A 25,135-nucleotide genomic window follows, 5' to 3' on the forward strand; every position below is an offset into this window, starting at 1 on the left:
CGCAAGCGCGTGGGGGTCATGCCGCGTCCTTGCCCACCGTGCGTTGCAGCACGTCGGAGAGCGTGCGCACGCCAATGAGCTGCATGTCGCCCGGTGCACGGCGCGGCACGGCACGGTCCGACAGGTATGCCGTGGTCATCCCCAGCTTGGCGGCCTCGGTGAGGCGGCGTTCGGCCTGCGACACGGGGCGTACCTCGCCCCCCAGCCCCAGCTCGCCGAGAAAGATGGCCTGCGCGGGCAGTGGCCGGTCCACGACGCTGGACGCGAGCGCCGCTGCGATGGCCAGGTCCACGCCGGGCTCCTGCACCCGCATGCCGCCCACGATGTTGCAGAAGACATCGAGCTGTGCGCAGGAGATGCCGCCGCGTTTGTCGAGCACCGCCAGCAGCAGCGCGAGGCGTCGTGAATCGATACCGTTGGCCACGCGCTGCGGCGTGCCGAAGCCGGCGCGCGCGGCCAGTGCCTGCACCTCCACGAGCACGGGGCGCGTGCCTTCCATGAGGGCGCAGACGGCACTGCCGCTGGCCACGTCACGACGATCCCCCAGGAACAGGGCCGACGGATTCTCCACCGGCACGAGCCCGCTGCCCACCATGCGGAAGACGCCGATTTCGTCGACACTGCCGAAGCGGTTCTTCGTGGCGCGCAGGACGCGATGATCGAGCGTGCCGTCGCCCTCGAAGTACAGCACCGTATCCACGATGTGCTCGAGCGTTTTCGGCCCGGCAATGCCGCCACCCTTCGTCACGTGCCCGATGACGAACACCGTGGTGTTGGTGTCCTTGGCGAACCGCATGAGTCGCGCCGCGCATTCGCGCACCTGCCCCACGTTGCCCGGTGCACCTTCCAGCAGTTCGGTGTGCACCGTCTGAATGGAGTCCACGATCACGCAGCGCACCGCGCGTCCATCGGCAGCCGGCTGCGCGGCCGTCGCCAGGATGGTTTCCAACGACGTTTCCGTCAGCAACGAGACACTGCTCGCATCCTCCGCCAGGCGATCGGCGCGGAGCCGCACCTGCAGCGCGCTCTCTTCTCCGGAGACGTACAACGTGGGATGCCCCGCGCCCTGCAACCGGGCCGCCACCTGCAGCAGCAGCGTGCTCTTGCCGATGCCCGGTTCCCCGCCCACGAGCACCATGCTGCCGGGCACGATGCCGCCACCCAGCACGAAGTCGAATTCGTCGAGCCCCGTACGATACCGCGGTGTGTCCGCCGTCGTGACCCGACCGAGCGCCACCGTGCTGCCGGCGACGCCCGCCGATTGGCGGGCCTGTGTCCGCTTGCTCGTGGGGACCGTGGCCACGACTTCCTCGGCCAGCGTGTTCCATGCCCCGCACGAGTCGCAACGCCCCGCCCACTTGGGGAACTGCGCCCCGCACTCGGTGCAGGCGTACACGGTCTTCGCCTTCGCCATCAGAACGGCGTACCCCCGAAGTCGTCGTCGCCGCCCTTCACCAGCTTGGGCCCACCGAAGCCTCCGCCACCATACCCGCCGCCCCCGTATTCCGGCGGCGGCTGTCGGGGTGAGAAGTTGTCGAACCGGGTGTATTGCTTATGGTAGAACAGCCGGGCGCTCCCGATCGGACCATTGCGCTGCTTGCCGATGATGATCTCCGCGCGTCCCTCGATGCTCGGATCCTTGAGGCGACCATTCTCGTCTCGCTCGGCATACACTTCCTGCCGGAAGATGAACATGATCACGTCGGCGTCCTGTTCGATGGCGCCCGACTCACGCAGGTCGGAGAGCTGCGGGCGTCCCTTGTCGTCGCCGGTGCGCTGTTCGGGGGCACGCGAGAGCTGGGACAGCGCCACCACCGGTACGCTGAGCTCCTTCGCGAGCGCCTTGAGGCCGCGCGAGATCTGCGACACTTCCTGCTGCCGGTTCTCCACGCCCGCCGGCCCCGTCATGAGCTGCAGGTAGTCCACGATGATGAGGCCGAGATCGTGCTCGGCCTTGAGCCGGCGCGCCTTGGCGCGCATGTCGAGCAGGGTAATGCCGGGGGTGTCGTCGATGTAGATGGGCGCATGACTCAGGATACCCGCAGCCTGAGCCAGACGTGGCATCGATTCGTCGAGCGCCCTCCCACCTTTACGCAGCGCCTGGGCGTCAATGAGTGCCTCCGCCGCCAGCATACGCTGGACCAGCGACTCCTTGCTCATTTCGAGCGAAAAGAACGCCACCGGGACCTTGGCGGTGATCGCGGCGTGCTGCGCAATGTTGAGCGTGAAGGCCGTCTTGCCCATGGACGGACGGGCGGCCACGATCACGAGATCGGCTGGCTGGAGCCCCGAGGTCATGTGGTCGAGTTCCACGAACCCCGTGGGTACGCCGGTGACCGCCTGATCGCGTTGTGCGAGCAGTTCGAGCTTCTCCATGGCGGGCCAGAGCAGCTCCTTGATGCGGGCGAAGCCCCCCTTTTCCTTGCTCTGGCCAAGAGAGAAGATGCGCGACTCGGCGTTGTCGAGCAGATCACCGGCGGTGATGCGCCCTTCGAACGCCTCCTGCACAATCTCGGTGCTCACTTCGATGAGCCGGCGCAGCAACGCCTTTTCCTTCACGATCTTCGCGTGATACTCCACGTTGGCGACCGTGGGCACGGCGTCGAGCAGGAAGGCCAGATACTCGCGGCCGCCGGCGTGTTCCAGCTCCCCGCGCCGTTCCAGTTCGTCAGCCAGTGTGAGCGGATCGACGACACTGCCGCGTTCGGTAATTGCCAGCATGGCCCGGAACAGCCGGCGATGCCCCTCGCGGTAGAACATGGTGTCGTCCACGTGCTCGCCGGCGCGGAGGATCGCGTCCGCGTCGAGCAGCATGGCCCCCAGGACGGCCTGCTCGGCCTCTTCCGACCAGGGCGGTCGCCGCTCCTTGTACGGATCGCGCGACGCGGTGGCCGCCTGGACGCCGCCGTTGCTGCCGGTCGTCACGGCAAGGCTGGTCATCTGCAGTTACTCCACGGCATGGTGAGCCCGCGCGGCATCGAGCACGCGTCGAGCGAGTTTGACGTCGTCCCAGGTCGGACGCTTCCACGCCTCGTTGCGCAGCAGCGCCGCCGGGTGATAGGTCACGATGAGCGGGACGCCCTGGTACTGATGCAGTTTCCCGCGCAAGGCGCCAATGGCGGCCGTGGTCTGCAACAGGGATTGCGCCGCAAAGCGCCCCAACGCCAGGATGACCCGCGGCTGCACGAGCTCGATCTGCCGCAGCAGGTATGGCTGGCATGCCGTGACCTCATCGGGAAGCGGATCGCGATTCCCCGGGGGACGGTGCTTGAGCACGTTGCAGATGAACACCTCCTCGCGCGTGAGCTGAATGGCGCCGAGGATCTTCGTCAGCAACTGGCCGGCATCGCCCACGAATGGGCGTCCCTGGTCATCCTCGTTGGCGCCCGGGGCTTCGCCCACGCACAGCAGCTCGGCCCGTGGGTGCCCTTCCCCCGGTACCGGGTGACGGGCGCTGTTGTGCAGCGAACACGCCGTGCAGCGCGTCACGTGCGCCGCCACGTCGTCGAGCGTGGGGAGTGCGGCGACTTCCGGCGCCATGTCGGCCACGCGTACCCGTCCGGCGGCCAATCCGGCCGGCACGTCCAGGGCAGCGAGCCATGGCGGCAACGGGGCCTTGCTGTCGGCACCCGCAGCAGCCGGCGGCGGCGACCCCGAAACGGGCCCGTCGGCGACGGGCGCGTGGGGAGGCACCGGGGCACCGGCACCACGCAATGCCTCCCGCCAGTCGGTGGTGGCCCCGGCGGCGAAGCGACGCGCCGGGATGGGTGGTGGCGGCAGCTCGGGTGCCGGTGGCGCCACCTCGGTCTCGGGGTGCGGCGGGGACATGGCGCCGGTACTGCGTTCGCCGGTACTGCGTTCGCCCGCGCCGCCACGCCGCCGCGGGCCGGCGGCGCCCACCACCTTCAGCACCTCATCAACGGACAGGCCGTCGAGCACGAACTCGGATTCACCGAGGTCGCGCCGTTGTTCGAGGTAGCGGCGCAGCCGATCCCTGGCGTCCACGTTGGAGGCGAGCGGGTGGGGAGAATGGGGAGCGCAACCGAGCGGCCGCGCAGTACGACAGGGGCCAAACAGGGCGCCGCGCCGGGACCGGAGTCACGGCGCGGCGCCTTATCCTGCAGCTCCGTGCGCGATCAGGGGGAGCGGCGGCGCGGTACCACCTTGTAGTCGATCTCACCGTGCGTGAGCTCTTCGAGCGCCCGGGTGGTGAGCTTCTTCTCGTGCAGCGAGCGATCGCGCGGGAATTCGTTCAGCACGCGCGCGAACTTGGCTGCAATGAGCACGCTCAGGTACTTGTTGGCCGCATGCTTGGCCACATCCGTCGGAGTGAATACCTGCATCAGTCGCCCTTGCTGAAAACGTGAATTTCCTGCTCGAGTTGCTCGATGAGCCCCTCGACCTGTGCTTCGAGTTCGTGCACCCGATCGTGCCGCAGCCCCTCGGCATCGATGATTGAACTGACCTGATCCACGGCGCGCTCGAGGTGGTCGTTGACCACCACGTAGTGGTATCGCCCGACTTCCCCCAACTCCGCCCGTGCATTCCGCAACCGCACCAGCAACTTCGCCTGGTCCTCGCTCTTGCGCGCCGAGAGCCGCGTCTTGAGTACCTCGCCGGAGGGGGGGAGTACGAAGATGAGCACCGTGTCCGGAAACGCGAGATGAAACTGTCGCGCCCCTTGCACATCGATGTCCATCAGCACGTGTCGCCCCGCCGTCAGCACCCGCTCCACCTCGGTACGCAGCGTGCCGTACAGGTTGCCGTGCACCTCCGCCCACTCGGCGAACTCGCCGCGCGCGACCGCCGCTTCGAACGCCTCCCGGGTCAGGAAGCGATAGTCGCGACCGTCGACCTCCCCCTCCCGGGGGGGCCGCGTGGTACAACTGACAGAATAACCCAGATCGAGCCGCCGCTCCAGCAGCCGACGGGCAATCGTGGTTTTTCCACCCCCCGACGGGGCGGACAGGATGACCGGAAAGGCGCTCACTCGAGGTTCTCGACCTGCTCCCGGATACGCTCCAACTCCTCCTTCACGCCAACCACGTCGTGAAGGATGGCGGCATCGGCCGCCTTGCTGCCGGTGGTATTCGCCTCCCGCAGCATCTCCTGCAGGAGAAAGCCCAATCGCTTCCCGACGGGTTCCCCGCCGGCGTCATCGAGGGTGGCGCGGAAGGCCACCAGATGTGAGCGGAACCGGTCCAGCTCCTCGGCCACGTCCATGCGATCGGCCAGGATGGCGATCTCCTGGGCGAGGCGCGCGTCGTCAACGGCCACCCCGTCGGCCAGCTCCCGCACCGATTCGCGAAGGCGGTCCCGATAGGCCACCACGCGCTCCGGGGCGCGGGCACCGATCCGGTCGAGCGCTCCGGCAATGAGCTCGAGCCGCTGACGCAGTACGGCGGCGAGGCGCTCCCCCTCCTCAGCCCGTGAGCGCTGCAGCGCCTCGAGGGCGACGTCGACAATGGCTACCAACTCGGCCGCAGTGCCCGTCGCGTCATCCTCGCGAGGCGACGCCAGAACATCCGGCATGCGCAGGACACTGGCCAGATCCACGCCGCCGGCCAGGCCATGGCGCGCGGTCAGCTCCTGCAACTGGGCGGCAACGGCGGCAAAGCGGGCTTCGTCTATGGCCAGGCTTGTCTCGGCCAGCCGCTCGCTGCGCGCCGTCAGCGTCACATGACCGCGCGCGACCTTCAGTCGCATGGCCTCACGCACTTCGGTTTCCCAGCGCGCAAAGGCGGTGGGCAGCTTGATGCTGGGCGAAAAGAACCGATGGTTGACCGTGCGCACATCCACGACGACGCGAAGTGCGCCGACCGTACCCTCGGCCTGCCCGTACCCCGTCATGGAGCGAATCATCGGCGAATGATAACGTCGGCGGCGCGACGACGGGATGGTACGGTCAGTTGAAGAACTCCCAGCGCACGCCATACATCTGGACGGCCGGCGGCATGGTGATGCCGCGGATCTGTTCGTACTGCCCGCCGGTGAGATTCCGATACTGGTAAAAGAGCGTGCCTCGCTGGATGCGGATCTCGAGCAACCCGGTGGCTACGATCGCCGGCTCGGTGATCCACTTGGTGGGTTCCTCGTCGGCACCGTAGAAGAACGGCACTCCCGACCGGCTGTCGAGAATGAGTCGCGCGTTGAAGCCGAACTGCCCCTTGGGAAACTTGCGCAACCACTGCGAGACGAGGGCAAGCTCGGTGCGCACCTGCGTCTTGGGGCGGTTGAACTGCGCGGCGTTCCAATTGACGGCGATCACGTCGAGCCGCAGGTCCTTGTACAGCCGGCCGTGTACCGTCGCCGACACGCCAGTGGCCGCTGCGGTCCCGAACGCCGTTGCCGGCATGCCCAGCAGCGGCAGCGTTCCCTGAAAGCTGGCATCATCGCGCAGGATGCCACCACCCACCCAGAGCCCCTTGAAGCGTACCGCCACCTCGGCGCGCAGGGTACTCGACGCCGGCCGCCCAGTGGTGTCCGCCGGCGAGCGACTGCTCCGCCCAGCCACCATGGACAGCCAGGAAAAGGGACGCACTCGCGCGAAGAGATCGGTGCGATCGGTGGAGTCACGCCCGTTGCGTTCGATCCAGCCGCCGGCGTCGAGCCACTTCCACGTCGCATTGGCGCGTGCCACCGGCGCGTGTTCCGCCACGCCCTCCCGCGGGCGCACACGGTTGGTGAGCGAGGCCGACCACCACGGGGCCCGGTAGCCCACCGCCACCAGATGCTGGGTCTGCCCGCGAATCGTGTCGCCTTCGATGGTGATCGTGTCCCGGCCCATGATGGTCGTGGAGTCGGTGCCATCCTGGCGCGTGCGGAGCGCGCTCACGATGGCCTGCGACCACAGCCCGCTGCTCGTGTCACCATAGCCAACACGCACATACGCATCGCGCCGCTGCCCCTTGAAGGCGGGAAGCGCAAGGAAGCCGGATCGAGGCGTGTGGGCATCACGCTCGCGGCTGATGGCGTTGGCGAACGCATCGACGCTCAGCTTCCCGCGCGCCCACCCCATGCGGAGGTAAAAGGCCTGCGACTCACCGTCGCTGCGCAGACGCCGCGCTCCCTCGGCACCGAACGCCGATACCCGCCCGGTCTGGGTGGCAATCTGTTGCCCGCCAAACTGGAAGGCGAATCCGTTGCGCCAGCGTCGCGAGAGGAAGCCGCGAAACGCATTCGTATTGAGATCGCCCGTGAAGATGTCCACGCGCGTCGCCGGCGTGGTGCTCGTGGTCGTCATGGAGCGCAACCATACCCGCACCTCACCCGGCGCCCGCTCGATGAGGAGTTCATCGAGGTTCCACAGGGGGATGTCCGTGAGGTCGAGCATGCCCCCGTTGCGTGGCTCGACCGGGTCGAGCTCAACACCGTCGAGGAACACCCGTATGCGCGAGCCATCCCCATTGAACGTTGCGGCATGGATGCCGGCAAGCCAGCCGCTGCGATAGGTGGTTACCCCCGGCACGCGATCGAGCAGATCCGCCAGGTTAAGCGCGCCGGTCGCCAGGATGGAGTCGCGACGCCAGCGCAGCCGATCGGTGATCTCGAGAGCAGGCGGAGCATCGAAGTGCGCGAGCGGTGACTTGATCGTATCGCCTTCGATGGCGCGCCGCACACTGTCGGAGCGCGCCAGAATGCGCGCGCGCATGAGCGAGTCCTGCACGATGCTGTCGCGGACCACGCTGTCACGACGCGCCGGTGGCTGCGCAGCCAAGGGCTGAGCCGGCGCGGGCGCCGGCACCGCCACCTTGACGCTGTCGGCCCGCTTGGTGCTGTCTGGGCGTACCTGAGCGCCCACGGCGTGAGCGTGGCCCGCGACGACCACCAGCAACAGCGCCAGCCAGCGCCACGCCCCGGAGGTCACACCGGTCACTGCCGCGCGCGCGCCCGTACGAATTCCACGAACGTCCCCACGGGCGTCCCGGTGGGGCCCTTCGGAATCCACCCGAGGTCGCTCTGCGAGTAGGCGGTCCCCGCCACGTCGAGATGCACGAACGGGAAGCCGTCCACGAACTCCTGCAGGAAGAGCGCCGCGGTGATGGAGCCAGCCGCGCGGCCACCCGTATTCTTCATGTCGGCCACATCGCTCTTGATCTGCTCGCGATAGTCCTCCCACATCGGCATGCTCCAGCCGGGCTCACCAGCTGCCTGCCCCGCGGCCAGCACTTCGTTCGCCGCGCCCTGATCGGTGCTGAAGACACCCACGGCATTGTGCCCAAGGCCAATGACGATGGCACCGGTCAGTGTCGCGGCATCGATGGCAATGGCCGGGTTGAACTGCTTCGCGTACACCAGCAGGTCGGCCAGCACCAGTCGCCCTTCGGCGTCAGTATTGATGATTTCGATCGTCTTGCCGTTGGATGCGCGCACGACATCGCCCGGCTTCACCGCCTCACCCGACGGCATGTTCGTGGTCGAGCCGATGATCCCGACGACGTTGATGGGCAACCGCAGTCGGCCAATGGCTTCCATGGCGCCCAAGACCCCGCCGGCCCCCGACATGTCGAATTTCATCCACTCCATCTCCGGTGCCGGCTTGATGGAAATGCCCCCAGTGTCGAAGCACAGTCCCTTGCCGATGAGCACGACCGGCTGCTGTCCCTCGGGACCGCCGCGGTGCTCGAGGGCGACCAGACGCGGCTCCTGCGACGTGCCCTGAGCGACGCACAGGAAACTGCCCATGCCACGCGCGGTCATTTCCGCGCGACCAAGTACGGTGAGGGTCATGCCGTGGCGTTCGGCGATGTCACGCCCGACCTCGACGAAGGTGTCGGGGGTGCAGTAATTGCCCGGCATCTGTCCCAGCCGCTTGGCAATGGCCTGCCCCTCTGCCACCGCCACGCCCGCGGTGAACGCCGCACGGACGTCTTCGCTGTCCGCGGCCAGCACGGTCACCGCTTCGAGCCGCGCCCGGCGATCCTTCTCCGGCGGCGGCGTCTGCAGGTCGAGGTAGCTCCAGCTGCCCGCCGCCGCACCGATCACCAACCCTTCCACGGCATTCGCGTCGGCGCTGCCCCCCTCCAGCATGAGGTGCATGGCCGCCACACCAAGCTTGCTGGCCTGGCGTGCCGCCACGGCGGCCGCCCGACGCGCCGCGGTCCGAGTGAGCGGCGTGGCTCCACGACCGACCAGCAGGACACGCTGCACACCAGTATCGCCACCCACGAGCAACAGCGTTTCGTCGCGCCCGCCGCGGAAGTCGCGCCGCAATACGGAGCGCGACATGGCGCCGCCAAACTGCCGGTCAAGGTCGAGCAGCGCATCGGGAACCGCTGAAGCGGGCGACAGCACCACGACCAGCAGCGGCGTGTCGACGGCCGCGGGAGCAGCATGGGACAGCGAGAACGAAAGCGGCATGGGAACGAAAGGAGGGACGTCGACGGGACGTCGGTGAAGACGTGATGGAGTGGAGGCGCACCGCGCCCAACGGGCAGCAACACGTGCACCAATGTACCCAAAAAGACGAAGCCCGATCCGATTGGACCGGGCTTCGTGCAACTGGGGCGGGTGGACTCGAACCACCAACCGTCCGATTAACAGTCGGATGCTCTGCCATTGAGCTACACCCCATCGGGACCGCAGGCTCGCCCGAACCGGTTGCTGTGCACCCGCTCGTGACCAGCTCTGACTGATACGCTCGCCAAATCCCGGGCAAATGGGAAGAGGGGATGCCCAGAGTGGGGGTCGAACCCACATGCCCTTGCGGGCGACGGATTTTGAGTCCGTTGCGTCTGCCGATTCCGCCATCTGGGCGCACGAACGGGCGCCGCCTGGACGCCCGCTCGAACCTCCACAGTGTACACCCGGCCGCGCGCAGCCGCTACCGCGAAGTTGAGAGCGGGCCGCTTACCAGCCGCCGCCCGGGGGGCGCCGCCGCATGCGCTGCTCCGCGCCGGGGGGACCATTTCGCACCGTATCTCCATCGCCAAGCCGGCGCCGCTGCAACTCCTGCATGCCCCGCCGCAATTCGTCCTGCAGGGCGAAGTAGCGGGCGCGCTGCAACGGAGTGAGGAATCGCGCCAGCTCCCGCTGCTCCTGCTCGAGCAACTCGATGCGGCGCCGCTCGAGCTTCGGCAGCTGGTCCAGCAGCTCCGAGACGCGCGTTTCGTTGGCGTTATCGCCGGCCAGCAATTCGGTTCGCATGGCCTTGCGGGCTTCCATTTCGTCACGCCGCAGCGCGCGGCGTGCGCCCTCGGTACGGCTCGCGACCTCGCGCAGGCGGGCCGCCTGATCGTCACTCAACTGCAGCCGCTGGCGTACCGTAACCTCCACGCGCTGCTGGAAGCGCCGCTCCAACTCGGCGCGGCGCGGGTCATCACGCTGGCCACGTGTGGCAGTGATTGGCGGCACGGTCTGCGCCCCCAGCGGGGCCAACACGCCGGCCGCTCCGGCATGCAGCGCGAGGGCCGCGACGGTAACCGTTCGTGTCCACCGCAGGTGACGCGTGAATGAGGTGATCACTGGGTACCCCCTTCGGAGTTGGGCAGAATGGGGACGCCGGGCAACGGCTCCGTGCTCGTGGCGCCATCCCACTCGTCGAGTCGGTCGAGCATGCGCTGCAGTTCGTCCTCGCTGTAGTCCCCAAGGTCGCCATACGAGACCGACACCGAGTGAGCCGTCGCACCGGGCGAACTCACCGCCACGGTTTCGGCCAGCTGCGGACGCATCGTGCCGGCAGTTTCGCCCACCACGAGCGCACCGGCGCCCACCGGAGCCTGTACCGAGGTGATGCCGCGCCGCGCAACCAGCATCGATGCGCCGCCGGCAATGACGACACCGAGCGTGGCCGCCAACCGCCAGATCGACTGACCGAACACCACCGTGCGTGGGCGCGGGCGCGCCGCCGACACCGCGCGCGGTGCGCCCGCGCCCGGGAGCGATTCAGTGACCAGACGGGGACCAGGGGATGCCATCGGAGGCACCTCGACAGCCCCCACCGCAGTCGCCGGCGGCAGCGCCACCACAATCCGTGCCACATCGGGGACGGTGACCCGCGGACGTGCACGGCGAACGAGTTCCAGCACCGCCAGGTCATCCGCGCACGCCGTGCACTCGGCCACGTGCGCGGACACCCGCGCCGTCGTCACGTCGTCGAGAACACCAGCCGCAAAGTCCGGCAGCAGGTCCTGCAGCTCGAGGCTGCGACACTCAGTCATGGAGAAACTCCTTCACCGCGCGCATGGCGTTGTGATAATGCACCCGCGCCGCTCCCTCGGTAGATCCGAGGATGTCGGCGATTTCCTTGTAGCTCCGCCCTTCCTGCACACGGAGCGTGAACACCTCACGCTGCATCCGGGTCAGCCGCGCCATGGCACGAGCAACCCGCTGCGCCGCTTCGTCGGCGACCAGCAGATCGAGTGCATCGAATCCGCTTGCCGCGTGCCCATCGTCGATGTCGATATCGTGACCGCGACGTGCCCGCGCGCGCCGGCGGTCGATGACGAGCCGCCGCTCGATCGTGAACAGCCACGTACGCAACGAACTCTCGGACCGGAACGTGTTGATTGCCGAGAAGGCGCGGATGAAGGTATCCTGCACGAGCTCATCCACGTCGTCCGACACCCCGAGCCGTCCCGCGAAACGCGCCAGCGCCTCGGCGTGCCGCTCGACGATGGCCGTCGCAGCCCGCTGGTCGCCTGCCTTCCACTGTTCGATGAGGCGCCCATCGAGCTGGGCATCCTCCTGCGGGGTGGCGTCAATCATACGTTCGGCCTGTTTGACGGCCCGTGGGATGAAGCGTTAAGACGCACTCCGGCGCCCGTCCCGTTGACCGCCGCCGAACGCGGGGCGAGCTTCGCGGTATGCCAATCCCGACGCAGGCGCCCGCGAGCCGCCAGCCGGCGCTCATTGCCCACCGCGGCGCCTCCCGCGCATTCCTTGAAAATACCCTGCCCGCCTTTCAGCGGGCGCTCGATCTCGGGGTGGATGGTATTGAACTGGACGTGCACGGCACGCGCGACGGCGTGCTGGTGGTCCATCACGATCCCACCCTCAAGCGACCAGACGGCGAGGTACCCATCGCCGATCTCACGGCCGCCGAGGTGGGCGCTTTCCGGTTGCCTGGGGGCGACCATGTCCCTACGCTGGCCGAGGTGTTCGCGCTGGTTGACGGACGCACGACGCTGTACGTGGAGGTGAAGGCGCCCCACGTCGAGTCGCTTGTCGCGGACTTTCTCTCGGCCCATCGTGAGGTACCGGCGGAGGTGCACGCCTTCGACCATCGCATTCCCGTTGGTGTACGGGCGCGTCGTGCGGACACGCCTATTGGATTGCTGAGCGCGTCCTATCCGCTCGACCTGCCGGCCGCCCTCGCCAACAGCGGAGCCACGGCCTGGTGGCAACATGCCCCGCTGATCGACGAAGCGCTGGTGGCGACGTGTCACGATGCGGGTGTACGGCTCATTGCCTGGACCGTGAACAGCGCGCCCCACGCACGCCAACTGGCGGTGTGGGGCGTTGATGCCCTCTGCACCGACGTACCCGACCTGATCAGAACGGCGCTGACGGTGGCGGCTCCGCCGCCGACGTAGCGGGGGGCGGTGTAGCGGGCGCTGGCGCCGGCGCGTCCGGCGCGCCGGATGGCGGCGGCGGCGGTGGGGCCTCCGGTGGGTCATCCATGCGCGCCTTGGCCTCGGCGAGGGCGTTCTCGTGGCGGCGCGCCTCGGCATCGCGGTCCTTCACGGCCTCGAGGAGCCGCGAGCGCGCATCGGCGTCGAGCTCCCCGCCGGCTTCAATTGCCCGGAAGAGGGCATAGCCCAATGCCTCGGCAGCCTTGTCGGCCTGCTCGCGCGCGCGGTACGCCTCGAGGCGCAGCTTGCCTTCGTCGAAGACGTCCTGTGCGGCCTTTCCGGCCTTGTCGATCCCCTGCCTGACCTTGTCCCAGAGTGCCATGGTATCCTCGGTGAGAGTGTCCTTCGGCCACACTACGGGCAACCTGGCCGCCAGGTTACGCAGCTCTGGCCCAAACGCACGAGGGGCAGCGCACCGTGTGGTGCCCTGCCCCTCGATACGCGGCCGACGGACTCAGGCCTCGACCGTCTCCTCGACGAACTCGACGGGGACGACGTTCACCTTGTACGCCTTCTTGCTCTTGTGGGCGAACTGCACGACGCCGTCCACGAGCGAGTAGATGGTGTAATCGGTGCCCATGCCCACGTTGGCGCCCGGATGCCACTTGGTGCCGCACTGACGGAGGATGATGTTGCCAGCCGTCACGAACTCACCGCCGTACTTCTTGATTCCCCGGTACTTCGGGTTGGAATCGCGGCCGTTGCGTGAGGAGCCGACGCCCTTCTTATGTGCCATGACGAATACTCCAGTGAGGCAGCGCGCCGAGAGCGGCGCACCGCCGGCGCTCAGCCGAGGGTGATGTCCTTGATGCGTACTTCGGTGAACTTCTGCCGGTGACCCTGCTTGCGGGCGTAGTTCTTCCGGCGCTTGAACTTGAAGACGATGATCTTGTCGTCGAGTCCGTGCTTCACGATCTCCGCCGTGACCTTGGCGCCGGAAAGCGTGGGCACACCCACCTGGATCTGCTTGCCGTCGGAGCCAAGGAGGACGTCGTTGAATTCGACGGCCGTGCCGGCTTCACCCAGCAACGAAGGGATCCGAAGGGTCTTGCCCGGCTCGGCGCGGAACTGCTTGCCGCCGGTGCGGATGATCGCGTAGCTCATGGTTGGTTCCAGTTATGTGCGTTCCAGACGTAGCCTAGAAGCTTATCCAGATTGGCTTTAGCTGTCAACGGGGCGAGGCGCCGCCCCTCGAACGGGTCAGGCTAGGGCGTACTGCTGCGTCACGTCACGCTGCGCGCCCCGCACCACCAGCTTGATCTCATCGGGCTTGAGGAGCGGATCGTCGCGCAGTTCGAGCGGAAAACCGGCCAGCTTTTCCAGCCGCTTCACGAAATCGTGCTCCTGTTCCAGAACATGGAGTGCCACTTCGGGGTGCAGGCGCAGCACCACGGGCTCCTTCCGCCCCTCGGCTGACATGCGACGGACCGCGCGTTCCGTGCGGCGCACGATGGTTTCGGGGGTAAAAACGCGCCCCGTACCACTGCAGGTGGGGCACGACTCGGTCATGCTCTGGTAATGGCTTTGCCGCACCCGCTGACGGGTCATCTCCACCAACCCGAGGTCCGATACGGCAAACGCCTTGGTCCGGGCGCGGTCGCGACCGAGATGCGTGCGCAGCTCGTGCAGCACCTTATCGCGGTTCCCCTGCGTCTCCATGTCGATGAAGTCGCACACGATGATGCCGCCCACATCGCGCAGCCGCAGCTGCCGCGCTATTTCTCGGGCGGCTTCGGTGTTGGTCTTGAAGATGGTCTTCTCTGGATCGCGCTTGCCGGTGTAGCGCCCCGAGTTCACATCGATGGAAACCAGCGCTTCCGTCTGCTCGATGATGATGTAGCCACCGCTTGGCAGGTCGCAGCGTCGCTTGAAGAGATCGCGGATCTCCGTCTCGATCCCTTCCTTGTCGAAGAGCGGTACCGGCTCCTCGTACAGCTTCACCCGCTCCACGAGATCCGGCGCGATGCCCTGCAGGTATTCGGTGATCTCGTTGAACACCTGCTTGCTGTCGACCAATACACGCTCGACCTTGGCGCTGAAGAGGTCGCGAACCAGACCGCGTGTCACATTGGTCTCGCGGTGCACCATGGCAGGGGCGCGCAGGAACTGCGTTTTCCGCTTGATGCGCTTCCAGTTGTTCATGAGCGTGTTGAGTTCACGCTCGAACGTCTCCTTGGTGGCATCCTCGGAGACCGTGCGCACGATCACGCCGCCTGAATCGTCGGGGAGCATCTCGCCCACCATGCTGCGCAATCGCTGCCGCTCGGCCCGCTCGTCGATCTTGCGGCTGACGCCGACCTTCGAGGCAAAGGGCATGTACACCAGGAACCGTCCCGCCAGTGACACCTGGGCGGTGACGCGCGGTCCCTTGGTGGAGATGGGTTCCTTGGTGATCTGCACGAGGATGTCCTGCCCGCGCTTGAGCAGGTCCTGGATGGGACGCACCTCGCGCCGCCCACGGCGACCGCCCCCTCCCCCGCCCTGTTCCTCGGCGGCGTCCTCGTCCTCGTCGTCGTCATCCGAGACCTGCGCATCCTCGACGACCACGTCGGCTGCATGGAGGAAGGCCGACTTCTCGGTGCCGATGTTCACGAAGGCGGCCTGAATGCCCGGGAGTACGGCTTCGACCTTGCCGAGATAGACGTCGCCTACCATGCGACGCGCATCGGGCCGATCGACCAGCAGCTCCACCAGTTGGCCGTCCTCGATGATGGCGACGCGCGTCTCGCGCGGCGTCGCGTTCACCAGGAGTTCTCGCTTCATTGCAACCCACTGCCTGCCTCAGGCCGGCGGCGACTCCGGCTAACCCGAAACGACAGCACATAACGGTGGACCTGCAGGGAAATCGAGCGCGCCCGTCGGTCGCGTCCCGGACACGGGAGGCAACGGCAGCGCACGATCGAACGTCACACGGCTCCCCACCGGCTGACGAGATCGAATCGAGTGCCTCACGCCCCCGGGTCGCGGACCGTCCCGGCCTCGCGACAGGCGTCACGGCGGCAGGAGGCGCTGGCCTCGGAGTGAAACGCGGGCCCCCGCGATCGACGCGACCAAGGCGTGTCAGGCGGTGGAACGTGTGGACGGGTTGACCGGCAGCACGCTGGCCCCGGAAAACCCGACCCACAAACGCAAACGGCCCGTGAGTCGCACGGGCCGCCGGCGCCACAAGCGACGGCTGGAATGGAACAGGGGGAAGCTATCGCCGCCGCTCCTACGCCACCAGCCCCTTCAAGAGGTGCCGGGCGATGACCAGCCGCTGAATTTCGCTCGTCCCTTCACCGATCTCGCAGATCTTCGCGTCGCGCATGAAGCGCTCGACCGGGTAGTCCTTGGTGTAGCCGTACCCGCCGTGGATCTGGATGGCCTTGATCGTGGCCCGCATGGCCAGCTCCGAGCAGAACAGCTTGGCCATGGCCGCTTCCTTGCCGAACGGCTTCCCATTCTGCGACAACCACGCCGCGTGATACACCAGGTGACGCCCGGCCTCGATTTCCGTGGCTATGTCGCTGAGCTGGAACTGCACGCCCTGAAAGCTGGCGATGGCGGCGCCGAACTGCTTGCGCACGCTCGCATACTTGAGCGACTCCTCAAGCGCGCCCTGGGCGATCCCGATCGACAGGGCGGCGATGCCGATGCGCCCCGCATCGAGGGTCTTCATGAAGTTGATGAAGCCCAGCCCTTCGGTACCCAGCAGATTCTCTGCCGGCACTTCCACGTTGTCGAAGAGCAGTTCGCGAGTGTCAGAGGCGCGCCACCCGAGCTTGTCCTCCTTCTTGCCCGCCTTGAACCCCGGCATGGGGGTCAGCGAATCGTCGTGGCCGACGCCCAGCACGCGGCACTGCTCGAGATCCACGCTCTCCTTGGTGAGGATGAAGCTCGAGATGCCCTTGGTTCCCTTCGACGGGTCGGTCACCGCCGTCACCACGAACACTTCGCCTACCCCGGCGTGCGTGATGAACCGCTTGCTGCCGTTCAGCAGGTAGTAGCCATCCTTCTTGACCGCGGTCGTCCGGGTTCCACCGGCATCGCTTCCCGCCGCCTCCTCGGTCAGTCCGAATCCGCCGAGCACTTTGCCGCTCGCCAGCAGCGGCACATAGCGCGCGATCTGCGCCGGCGTGCCGAAGTTGACGATGGGGGACGTGCCGAGCGTGGTGTGGGCGGAGATGGTGATGGAGTGCGACGCGCAGACCTTGGCGAGCTCCTCAATGGCGATCATGAAGCTGATCGTATCGAAACCGGCCCCGCCGACATCTTCGGACCACGGCACACCGAGAAGTCCGAGTTCTCCCATCTTCTTGACGTTCTCCCACGGGAACGTGGAGGCTTCGTCGTGCTGCGCCGCCACGGGCGCCACTTCATCACGGGCGAAGGCGCGCACCATGTCACGTACGGCGAGGTGCTGCTCGGAGAAATACAGACTGTCGTCCATCAGAAACGGTCGGGGAGTGAGGGTAGGTCAGGACCGCGGGCGGGACCGCGCACGTCTGGCTGGATTATGGAGTCGACCAGCCGACGTGTTGGAGCGGGCGAGACAGCGATCACAGGCGCCACATTGCTCGCGCGCCTCGCGATCCCCGAAATAGCGCAGGACGTACGCCCTTCGGCAATGGGTGGTAAAGGTGTATTCCTCCATGGCGTCGAGGCGCGCCACATCCGTGCGCTTACGGCGCTCGAGCTGGTCCCAGCGCACAGGTGGCGAGGCGCGCCGGCGGTGTGATGGCGACACTCGTGTGCCGCCCTCGCTGCGATGCCATGTAACAAACTGTTCCGCCGCGAGACGCTCCAGAACAGGGACGAGCGTGGCGGCGCCGCCCAATCCGGGTGGCAAACCGTCAAGATCGATGGTGGCGCCGTGCGTCAGTGCGGGACCCACTCCACGCCACAGGGCGCGGAGCAGTTCGCGGTCGAAGTCGCGGGGACCGTTGAGCTCACGGGTAATGCGCTCGGGCGTCGCCAGCAATCGTGCATGCACCTGTCCCGGGCGCGGTGGCACCACCTGGCACAGGTGATGAGCGATTAGTACGCGCAGGGCGGCCGCGGCGCACCGTTCACTCACCCCGGGCACCTGCCTGGCCAGCGCCGGCGGCGAAAGCGGCACCACGCCCGCGTCATCGGCCCGTTGCAGCAGTGTGCGCCAGACCTGCTCGACGTCGCGCCGCGACGGGTGCGTGCCGGCCAGGAAGTACTCGTGCGTATCGCGGTCATTGGGGGCATGCAGCAATTCGCAGCGGCTGGCCTGGCCGTCGCGGCCGGCGCGACCGGCCTCCTGATAGTATGCCTCCAGGGAGCCCGGCATGGCATGGTGCACCACCAGCCGCACATCGGGCTTGTCGATCCCCATGCCGAAGGCGCTGGTGGCCACGATGACACGCGTGCGCTCCTCCATGAAGGCGTCCTGTGCGCGTTGTCGAATCTGGTGCCCGAGTCCTGCGTGATAGGCGGTGGCGCGAATGCGCGCACGCACCAGCATGGCGGTGATGCGTTCGACCGCGTTGCGCGTGGGGGTGTAGACGATGGCCGGCGCCGTTTCCCGCTGCAGCAGCTCAACGGCCACGGTGTCCTTTTCGGGCGCCCGCTGCACACGGCGTACGCGGTAGGTCAGGTTGGGACGATCGAATCCGGCCACCACCACGGTGGGGGCATGGAGCGCGAGCTGCTGCACGATATCTCGGCGCACCTCCGGTGTGGCCGTGGCGGTGAGGGCCACGGTTTGCGGCGCCCCCAGCGCCTGCCGCAGCTGCCCCAACCGACGGTAGCTGGGGCGGAAATCGTGCCCCCATTCGCTGATGCAATGTGCCTCATCGACGGCCAGCAGGCGTACGCCGATGGCACGCAGTTGCGCACTGGTGTTCCCCGCTTCGAGTCGCTCCGGTGACAGATACAGCAGCGAAAGCGTGCCGTCGCGGGCGCGGGCCATGCGTTCGGCCACCGCGGCCGCTCCCAGCGTACTGTTGATGAAGGCCGCCGCGATGGCGCGACGCTCGAGTGCCTCCACCTGATCCTTCATGAGCGAGATGAGCGGACTGATGACGACACAGAGTCCACCGCGCACCAGCGCCGGCACCTGATAGCACAGCGACTTGCCGCCCCCGGTAGGGAGCACCACGAGCGCGTCGCGCCCCGAGAGCACCGCCTCGACGGCGCGGATCTGTGGTGGCCGGAAATCGGAATAGCCGAAACGCGCCGCCAGCAGGGCGCGGGCGTCGGCGAGTGAGCCGTACGACGGGGGGAGGTGCGAGAGCATGGCGTACCGTAGCACACCGGCGGCTCGCCTCCGTTACCCAATCTCCGTGCGCGCTATCCTCACAACGCAGCCCGTCGACGGGGGGCAGCGTTCAGGAATCGGAGAAGCGCTTCCCCGTATCGTTCATGAGCCACGCCACCACCACCAGCACCACGGCGAGCACACCCTTCCAGGCCATGCGCCCGTACTCGCCCGCCAAGGCCGCCATGACGGCCTCATACAGGTGAAACAGCCCAATGAGCAGGGCGACCAGCGGCATCATCGATTTCTTCATGCGTTCAGACGGCGCGGGCAAAATGGCCGCGCGTAAAGGCGTTGTTGAGCAGGCGGCGTGATGCGTGGACGTCGGGCTGTTCACCCGCGTCGAGCGCGTCGAGCGCCGAACGGTGGGCACGCGCCAACTCCCGAACCGGATCGCCCGGCACGTTGAACACCATGTGGAAGCCGCGAATTCCCTGCGCCCAGAGCGCCGGGAAGAACTCGCTGGCCTCGATGGGGCGCGAGTGCAGCAGCCGGTTGCGGCAATTGCTGTCGGTAGCCACCGCGAAAGTGTAGCCCGCCGGATCGGTGAGCGACACGTTGGTGTGCTTCTGCACACACAGGTCGCGACAGGTCGTGGGTTCGCGGTCGAAGGCCGCACTCAGCACGCAGTGCTCGATCGTCATCCCCTCCGGACGGCCGTACACCAGCACATCGAAGCCCTGCCCGCCCCACGGCGCCACCAGCTGCCCCAGCTCGTCGGTGGTGAGCTCGATGCTCGCCACCATACGCGGTACCCCCTGCTCGAAGAGCAGCGCGGCCGTGTGCTGGTTGAACACGTTCACGGCGTAGTCGGCCACCACATCGTGCCCGGCGGCGCCGAACTCCGCCGCAAGCCCCAGATGGCCCGTGAGCAGTGGCAGCCCCAGACCGAACCACTTGGCCAGTCGGGCACGTTCCTCGGGACGCACAATGCTGGGGGTGCGCAAACGCAGCGCGACGCCCTCGGTGGCCAGCTCATCGCGCAGCGCCGTCACCCGCGCCAGTGGCGGCGCCGGATGACGCAGGAAGGGATCGAGCACGATCTCCGTGGCACCACCGGCCGCCGCCTCGCGCGCCTGCTCCACGTCGAACACCACGGCACGCAAGGCAAACCGGCCGGGCGTTGGCACCCGCGCGGCCACGGTGGCCTCAGGAACACGCGACACGCACTCGGCGATGCGCGCGCTGCGCACCGCTTCCTCGCTCATGCGCGCCCACCCCAGCTGCTGCTCGATCTGCTCGGTGGCTTCCTGCCGCAGGCGGTTGAGCTCACTCACCGGGAGAAAGAGCCCACTGGCCAGACCGCTGATATCCACGGCGCCCAGCTTGAACGGGGTGCCCCCCAACCGTCCGAACTGCTCGCGCAGCTGCGTCATGTCGAGTGAGCGCTTGCTCGCCTGCGCCAACGACACGTCACCCCGCACCGTCACCTCGATGTGGCCGCAGCGCCACACCGTCTTGAGCGGACTTCCCGATTGCCCGAAGCAGCGCACGTCGAGCCGCTGCACGCCGACCCGCTCGGGAACCGCGACCGACGCGAATGACTGGCGCGCCGTGTCCATGAGGTGCGCATCGGTGGTCCGCACCACATGCCACCCCTCGGGGACGCGCGTCACCCGCGGCCCACTCTTCACCAGCACTGCCTGACGATGCACGCCCGCGCGCACCGACAGCGTACGCGCTTCGGCCACGGTCCCGCCCAGCGAGGCGCCGCTGTCACCGGCGGGCGCTTCGAAGCCCAGGCCATCACCAACGGACACAGGCCGCTGTACGTCGATGAGCAGCGCCGCGCCGTCCGCCCCGGTGACCACCCCAATGGGCAACCCGCGGTTGTCCGGCTGAGTGCGGGTGATGTACTCGCGCCCCTGTCGGCCACCGTACATGCCGCCCGTGTTGCCGCGGCTGAAGATCTGCACAAGCGGCTCCACCTCCTCCGGCGTGGGAGCACGGCCTGACTCCCCGCGCGCGATGCCATCGAGCCAGCCACGGTACGCCTTGGTGACCGTGGCCACGTACTCCGGCTTCTTCTTGCGCCCTTCCACCTTGAGGCACCCCACCCCGAGTCGCGCGATCTCCTCGAGGTGATCGTGTGCCGCCAGATCCTTCGTGGAAATGAGGTAGCCGCGGTCGAGCGTGGCGCCGCTGGCTTCGTCGGTGAGCGTGTAATCCTTGCGGCACGACTGCGCGCATGACCCGCGATTGGCCGAGCGTTCGCTGATCATCCCCGACATGAAGCACTGTCCCGAGTACGAGATGCACAGCGCGCCATGCACGAACGTTTCGAGGCTCAGCTCCGGCACCTGCTCGCGAATGGCGCGAATGTCCTCGAGCGTGTTCTCGCGCGCCAGCACCACGCGTTCCACACCCAGCTGCTGCATGACCCGCGCACCGGACACGTCGTGCACCGTCATCTGGGTGGAGCCGTGTACCTCGAGCTGCGGGTACACCTGCTGGATGAGCCGCACCACGCCCAGATCCTGCACGATGGCCGCATCGATGCCACGATCGATGCACTCCCCGAGGTACAGCAGTGCCTCGGGGAGTTCGTGCGGCTTGATGAGCACGTTGAAGGTGAGATACACCCGCACCCCGCGCGCATGCGCGATGGCGCACGCCTGCCCCAGTTCGTCGAGCGTGAGCTGCGCCCCCTCGTCGCGCGCGTTGTACATGGACGCGCCGAGATACACGGCATTGGCGCCGTTCGCGACGGCAGCGCGAACGGCATCGATGGTGCCGGCAGGGGCGAGCAGTTCAGGAACGGAAGAACGGGCCATCCCTGAATGATAATGGGGGCCGGAACTCCCGTTCAGCGCTTCAGGAACCGCAGCAGGAAGGCGGTGGCGACGAGGACAATCCCCACCCAGCGCAGCCACTCCCGCCCCGTCTGCTGGGCAAAGGTAAAGGCGATCACCCCGAAGCAGATGAGTGCCACCCGCAATCGCACAATCATGCGGCGGCCGGCAACCCCAGCGCCCTGGCCTCAGCCTCGGGCACGTCGATCACCATCCGCAACAGCGCCGTGGAATACACCTTCCCCTGCGCATCGGTCTTGAGCGACAGCGTGCCGCCGCCATCGAGCGCGCCGTGCAGAAGAAAGTTGAGTGCCCCCAGATTGGGCAGCTCGAAGCGCACCACATCGCCGGTGAGCTGCCCGGTGAAGTGCGCGGTCACCGCATCGCGGGTGACGTACTTCTCCAGCACGGGATACCACTCCGGCCGCAGGGCGATGAGCCCCACATTGGCGGTATCACCCTTGTCGCCGCTGCGCGCGTGCGCGATGTCGAGCAAACGAACGTTCATGTGGTTCACTCCACGATGCGGACAGCGGTGGAAACGGCGCGCTTGTCCAGCAGCGCCGGCCAGTAGGCCACGATTTCCTCGACCTTCGGGCGCCCGCCGGCGAAGCCGGTCACGCTCGGCGGACCGTTCAGGACGAGGGGCGCGATCTCCCGCGTGAAGCGCTCCACGGCGGCGCGATCCCCGCCACGCACGCCAATGCGATACTGCACCTCGGGGGCATCGCGGCCGTCACCCGCGAGGGCGCCATGCGTCGAGGTAGCCCCCACGAATTCGCTCAGTACCTGGTCGAAGCGCAGGCCAAGCCGATCGAGTCGCTCGCGCAGCACGCGATCGGCGAGCTGCGCCTTTTCCATCGCGTCGGGCCAGGCATACACGAGCGACCCCACCGCCTTGAAGCCGGCGCGGTAGGCAATGGACACCTTGAGGAACGGCGTCGGCGGCCCGCCGGTGATGCCATGTACCTTCACGCGATTCTCGCCATCGGCCGCAAGCCGGATGCTGGTGAAGTCGGCCACCACATCGGGGGTGATGTACGCGTGCGGATCGCCCATCTCGTACACGAGCTGCTCCGTGACGCTGGGTACGCTCACGCGGCCACCGGTGCCCGGATGCTTGGTGATGGTGAACGTGCCGTCGGCGCGTGCTTCCGCGATGGGATAGCCCACGTTGGCCAGGTCGGGAATGGTGCGCCACTCGTGCAGGCAGTTGCCGCCGCTGCACTGGGCGCCGCACTCCAGGATGTGACCGGCGACAATACCGGCCGCGAGCCGGTGCCAGTCGTCGGCCGCCCAGCCGAACTCGTGGCGCAGCGGCGCCATGGTGAGTGCCGTGTCCGTACTGCGGCCGGTCACCACCACGTTGGCGCCCAGCTGCAGCGCCTCCACGATGGGCGTGGACCCGATGTAGGCATTGGCGGACAGGACGCGATCGCGGATACCGGCGAGCGGTTCACCGGTGTCCATGTTCTTGAGCTCGTGCCCCTCGGCAAGCAGGGTGTCGAGGCGGTCGAGGATATCATCACCCGTGACCACACCGATGCGGATCTTGCCGCGCACCCCGTGCTTCGAGGCCGCCTCGAGCACGGCCTCGGCGCACGCCATGGGATTCACCCCGCCGGCGTTGGCAATGACCTTCACGCCGCGTTCGGCCACGGCGGGGAAGACACTCTCCATGGCGCCGATGAAGTCACGGGCGTAGCCCATGCGCGGGTCGCGCTCCTTCTGCTTCTGCACGATCGACATCGTGACTTCGGCGAGGTAGTCGAGCATCAGGTAGTCCACCGGACCACCTTCCACCTGACGCCGAGGCGCCTCGAGCCAGTCCCCCCAGAAGCCCTGGCCACTGGCGACCCGAACCACCTTGTCCTGCGCTGCGTCCGACATCATTCGCCTCCGACGGCCGGCATCGGCGGCAGCACGAAGGCGCCGAGATGCGGACCGCGATTCTGGTTGGCTGCGCGCAAGGCCATCGCGAGCAGATCACGGGTGTCTTCAGGGTAGACAATGGTGTCCACGAATCCGCGGGCCGCCGCGTAGCGCGCGTCAAGCTGCTGCTCGTAGTCGGCCCGCATCGCGTCCACGGCCTCGAGCACCTCGGGGGTCGGCATGTCGCCCGCCTTCTTGGCCGCGTCCAGGGCCGGACCATGTACGGCCTGTACGGCGGCCTCACCTTCCATCACCGCCATGCGCCCCGTGGGCCAAGAGAAGATGAAATCCGGGTCGAAGCCCTGCCCGGCCATGGCGTAGTAGCCGGCGCCGCTGGCGTGATTTACCGTGAGCACGATCTTGGGGACGCGCGCGCACGCCATGGCTTCCACGAAATGGGCGCCGGCGCGGATGATCCCGTCGTGTTCGGCGTCCGGCCCCACCATGAAGCCGGAGACGTCCTGCACGAAAAGAATGGGGAGTCCCTGCTTGTCGCAGCGTTCGATGAAGTACGCGACCTTCTCCGCGCTTTCCGCGTAGATGATGCCGCCAAAACGCGGACGCTCGCCGGGACGCCCCTTGATGAGTCCACGCTGGTTGGCAATGACCCCCACGTGAATCCCCTCGATGCGCGCGTCCCCGCAGATCATCTCCTTGGCCAGATTCGGCTGGAACTCATCCAGGGCGCCGTCGTCGAGGACCGTGCGCAGGAGGGCATGCATGTCGTACTGCATGCGGTGATCGGCCGGGAGCAGGTGGTACAACGAGGAGGGCGGCTCGGCCGGCGGGCGCCAGGTCGTCGCCGCCTGCTGCTGCGGACGCGGCAGCCGCGCCACGAGTTCGCGCAGCTTGTCGAGGCACGACGGGTCGTCGTCAAGAGCGTAGTGCGCGACGCCGGAGATCTCGGTGTGGGTGACGGCGCCCCCCAACGTTTCGCCGTCCACCGATTGCCCGGTGGCCCCCTTCACGAGATTCGGACCGCCGAGCCCCATGAACGACGTGCCCTTCACCATGAGGATCACATCGCTCAAGGCGGGGAGATAGGCGCCGCCGGCCACGCACTGCCCCATCACCGCGGCGAACTGCGGGATGCGCAGGTACCGGCGCATGATGGAGTTGTAGTAAAAGATGCGCGCCGCGCCGTACTGCCCGGGGAACACACCACCCTGATACGGCAGATTCACGCCCGCCGAATCCACGAGGTAGATGATCGGGATCCGGCAGCGCATGGCCACTTCCTGGGCGCGCAGGATCTTCGTGATGGTCTCGGGCCACCACGAACCGGCCTTGACGGTGGCGTCGTTGGCCACCACCACCACTTCGCGCCCCTCGACCATGGCGATGCCCGTGATGACGCCGGCGCCCGGCGCCTGACCGTCGTAACGATCATGGGCCACGAGCAGGCCGATTTCGAGGAATGTCGTGTTCGGATCGGCCAGACGTTCCACGCGCTCACGCGCGGCGAGCTTCCCCTGCTTGTGCTGCTTTTCGATCTTGTCCGGGCCGCCGCCTAAACGCAGGCGGGCCTCCAGCGCGCGGATGTCGTCGGCGAGCTGGCGCAGTCGTGAACTCAC

Annotated in this window: 24 protein-coding genes and 2 tRNA genes; 1 reads left to right on the plus strand and 25 read right to left on the minus strand. The window is 67.5% G+C overall.

Translation table 11 applies throughout. The features are described 5' to 3' along the window. Positions 1-16 precede the first annotated feature (16 nt). The 13 genes from radA to O9271_RS13070 all read right to left on the minus strand — a co-directional run bounded on the left by radA (position 17) and on the right by O9271_RS13070 (position 11,706). Complete coding sequence (gene radA / locus O9271_RS13010; RefSeq protein WP_298270425.1) at positions 17-1,414, minus strand: DNA repair protein RadA; 1,398 nt, start codon at positions 1,412-1,414, stop codon at positions 17-19. Next, positions 1,414-2,940 (minus strand): replicative DNA helicase, encoded by a 1,527-nt coding sequence (gene dnaB, locus O9271_RS13015; protein WP_298270427.1) that lies wholly within the window; start codon positions 2,938-2,940, stop codon positions 1,414-1,416. The genes radA and dnaB overlap by 1 nt, the downstream gene beginning before the upstream one ends. A gap of 6 nt (positions 2,941-2,946) precedes the next feature. Next, on the minus strand, positions 2,947-4,005 hold the full coding sequence (locus O9271_RS13020; protein WP_298270429.1) for a uracil-DNA glycosylase family protein: 1,059 nt from the start codon (positions 4,003-4,005) through the stop codon (positions 2,947-2,949). 131 nt (positions 4,006-4,136) lie between these two features. Continuing rightward, complete coding sequence (locus O9271_RS13025; RefSeq protein ID WP_291267811.1) at positions 4,137-4,343, minus strand: DNA-directed RNA polymerase subunit omega; 207 nt, start codon at positions 4,341-4,343, stop codon at positions 4,137-4,139. Then, positions 4,343-4,990, minus strand: a complete 648-nt coding sequence (gene gmk, locus O9271_RS13030) for a guanylate kinase (protein ID WP_298270432.1) — start codon at positions 4,988-4,990, stop codon at positions 4,343-4,345. The genes O9271_RS13025 and gmk overlap by 1 nt, the downstream gene beginning before the upstream one ends. Continuing rightward, the gene (locus O9271_RS13035; RefSeq protein WP_298270435.1) at positions 4,987-5,862 is read right to left on the minus strand and encodes a YicC/YloC family endoribonuclease; all 876 of its coding nucleotides are present in this window, start codon (positions 5,860-5,862) and stop codon (positions 4,987-4,989) included. The genes gmk and O9271_RS13035 overlap by 4 nt, the downstream gene beginning before the upstream one ends. 43 nt (positions 5,863-5,905) lie before the next feature. After that, on the minus strand, positions 5,906-7,867 hold the full coding sequence (locus O9271_RS13040; RefSeq protein ID WP_298270438.1) for a Plug domain-containing protein: 1,962 nt from the start codon (positions 7,865-7,867) through the stop codon (positions 5,906-5,908). A 5-nt stretch (positions 7,868-7,872) separates the two neighbouring features. Continuing rightward, the gene (locus O9271_RS13045; protein WP_298270441.1) at positions 7,873-9,360 is read right to left on the minus strand and encodes a leucyl aminopeptidase; all 1,488 of its coding nucleotides are present in this window, start codon (positions 9,358-9,360) and stop codon (positions 7,873-7,875) included. 141 nt (positions 9,361-9,501) lie between these two features. Then, a tRNA-Asn gene (locus O9271_RS13050) sits at positions 9,502-9,573 on the minus strand. Between the two features lie 99 nt (positions 9,574-9,672). After that, positions 9,673-9,756, minus strand: a tRNA-Leu gene (locus O9271_RS13055). Positions 9,757-9,849: 93 nt separating this feature from the next. After that, a complete protein-coding gene (locus O9271_RS13060) occupies positions 9,850-10,464 on the minus strand; it encodes a hypothetical protein (protein WP_298270444.1) in 615 nt (204 codons plus the stop codon). Next, on the minus strand, positions 10,461-11,159 hold the full coding sequence (locus O9271_RS13065) for a zf-HC2 domain-containing protein (protein WP_298270446.1): 699 nt from the start codon (positions 11,157-11,159) through the stop codon (positions 10,461-10,463). The genes O9271_RS13060 and O9271_RS13065 overlap by 4 nt, the downstream gene beginning before the upstream one ends. Continuing rightward, positions 11,152-11,706 (minus strand): RNA polymerase sigma factor, encoded by a 555-nt coding sequence (locus O9271_RS13070; protein WP_298270448.1) that lies wholly within the window; start codon positions 11,704-11,706, stop codon positions 11,152-11,154. The genes O9271_RS13065 and O9271_RS13070 overlap by 8 nt, the downstream gene beginning before the upstream one ends. Before the next feature lie 98 nt (positions 11,707-11,804). Here O9271_RS13070 and O9271_RS13075 point away from each other — a divergent pair, with 98 nt between their 5' ends. Continuing rightward, positions 11,805-12,533, plus strand: coding sequence for a glycerophosphodiester phosphodiesterase (locus O9271_RS13075; protein ID WP_298270451.1), 729 nt, complete (start codon positions 11,805-11,807; stop codon positions 12,531-12,533). Here the strand turns inward: O9271_RS13075 and O9271_RS13080 are convergent. From O9271_RS13080 to O9271_RS13135, 12 genes are all read right to left on the minus strand, one after another. Then, the gene (locus tag O9271_RS13080) at positions 12,493-12,894 is read right to left on the minus strand and encodes a hypothetical protein (RefSeq protein WP_298270453.1); all 402 of its coding nucleotides are present in this window, start codon (positions 12,892-12,894) and stop codon (positions 12,493-12,495) included. The genes O9271_RS13075 and O9271_RS13080 overlap by 41 nt on opposite strands. Before the next feature lie 132 nt (positions 12,895-13,026). Then, positions 13,027-13,308: a 50S ribosomal protein L27 gene (gene rpmA, locus O9271_RS13085; RefSeq protein WP_291260940.1), complete on the minus strand. Its 282-nt coding sequence runs from the start codon at positions 13,306-13,308 to the stop codon at positions 13,027-13,029. 50 nt (positions 13,309-13,358) lie between these two features. Next, the gene (rplU, locus tag O9271_RS13090) at positions 13,359-13,676 is read right to left on the minus strand and encodes a 50S ribosomal protein L21 (RefSeq protein ID WP_291260941.1); all 318 of its coding nucleotides are present in this window, start codon (positions 13,674-13,676) and stop codon (positions 13,359-13,361) included. Positions 13,677-13,772: 96 nt separating this feature from the next. After that, complete coding sequence (locus O9271_RS13095; protein ID WP_298270456.1) at positions 13,773-15,335, minus strand: Rne/Rng family ribonuclease; 1,563 nt, start codon at positions 15,333-15,335, stop codon at positions 13,773-13,775. A 448-nt stretch (positions 15,336-15,783) separates the two neighbouring features. Next, on the minus strand, positions 15,784-17,001 hold the full coding sequence (locus tag O9271_RS13100) for an acyl-CoA dehydrogenase family protein (RefSeq protein ID WP_298270459.1): 1,218 nt from the start codon (positions 16,999-17,001) through the stop codon (positions 15,784-15,786). Between the two features lie 27 nt (positions 17,002-17,028). Beyond that, positions 17,029-18,816 carry an ATP-dependent DNA helicase RecQ gene (locus tag O9271_RS13105; RefSeq protein ID WP_298270461.1) on the minus strand — a complete coding sequence of 596 codons (1,788 nt, stop codon included), beginning with the start codon at positions 18,814-18,816 and terminating at the stop codon, positions 17,029-17,031. Between the two features lie 91 nt (positions 18,817-18,907). Beyond that, complete coding sequence (locus tag O9271_RS13110) at positions 18,908-19,090, minus strand: hypothetical protein (RefSeq protein ID WP_291260945.1); 183 nt, start codon at positions 19,088-19,090, stop codon at positions 18,908-18,910. 4 nt (positions 19,091-19,094) lie between these two features. Beyond that, a complete protein-coding gene (locus O9271_RS13115) occupies positions 19,095-21,611 on the minus strand; it encodes a U32 family peptidase (RefSeq protein WP_298270463.1) in 2,517 nt (838 codons plus the stop codon). Positions 21,612-21,643: 32 nt separating this feature from the next. Continuing rightward, entirely contained in the window at positions 21,644-21,787 is a 144-nt protein-coding gene (locus O9271_RS13120) for a hypothetical protein (protein WP_298270465.1), read from the minus strand. Next, entirely contained in the window at positions 21,784-22,137 is a 354-nt protein-coding gene (locus O9271_RS13125; protein WP_298270467.1) for a hypothetical protein, read from the minus strand. Before O9271_RS13125 ends, O9271_RS13120 begins: the two co-directional genes overlap by 4 nt. 5 nt (positions 22,138-22,142) lie before the next feature. Beyond that, positions 22,143-23,519: an acyclic terpene utilization AtuA family protein gene (locus O9271_RS13130; RefSeq protein WP_343213914.1), complete on the minus strand. Its 1,377-nt coding sequence runs from the start codon at positions 23,517-23,519 to the stop codon at positions 22,143-22,145. Continuing rightward, on the minus strand, positions 23,519-25,135 hold the full coding sequence (locus O9271_RS13135) for an acyl-CoA carboxylase subunit beta (protein WP_298270471.1): 1,617 nt from the start codon (positions 25,133-25,135) through the stop codon (positions 23,519-23,521). Before O9271_RS13135 ends, O9271_RS13130 begins: the two co-directional genes overlap by 1 nt.

This window comes from Gemmatimonas sp. (genome assembly GCF_027531815.1).
GTDB lineage: Bacteria > Gemmatimonadota > Gemmatimonadetes > Gemmatimonadales > Gemmatimonadaceae > Gemmatimonas.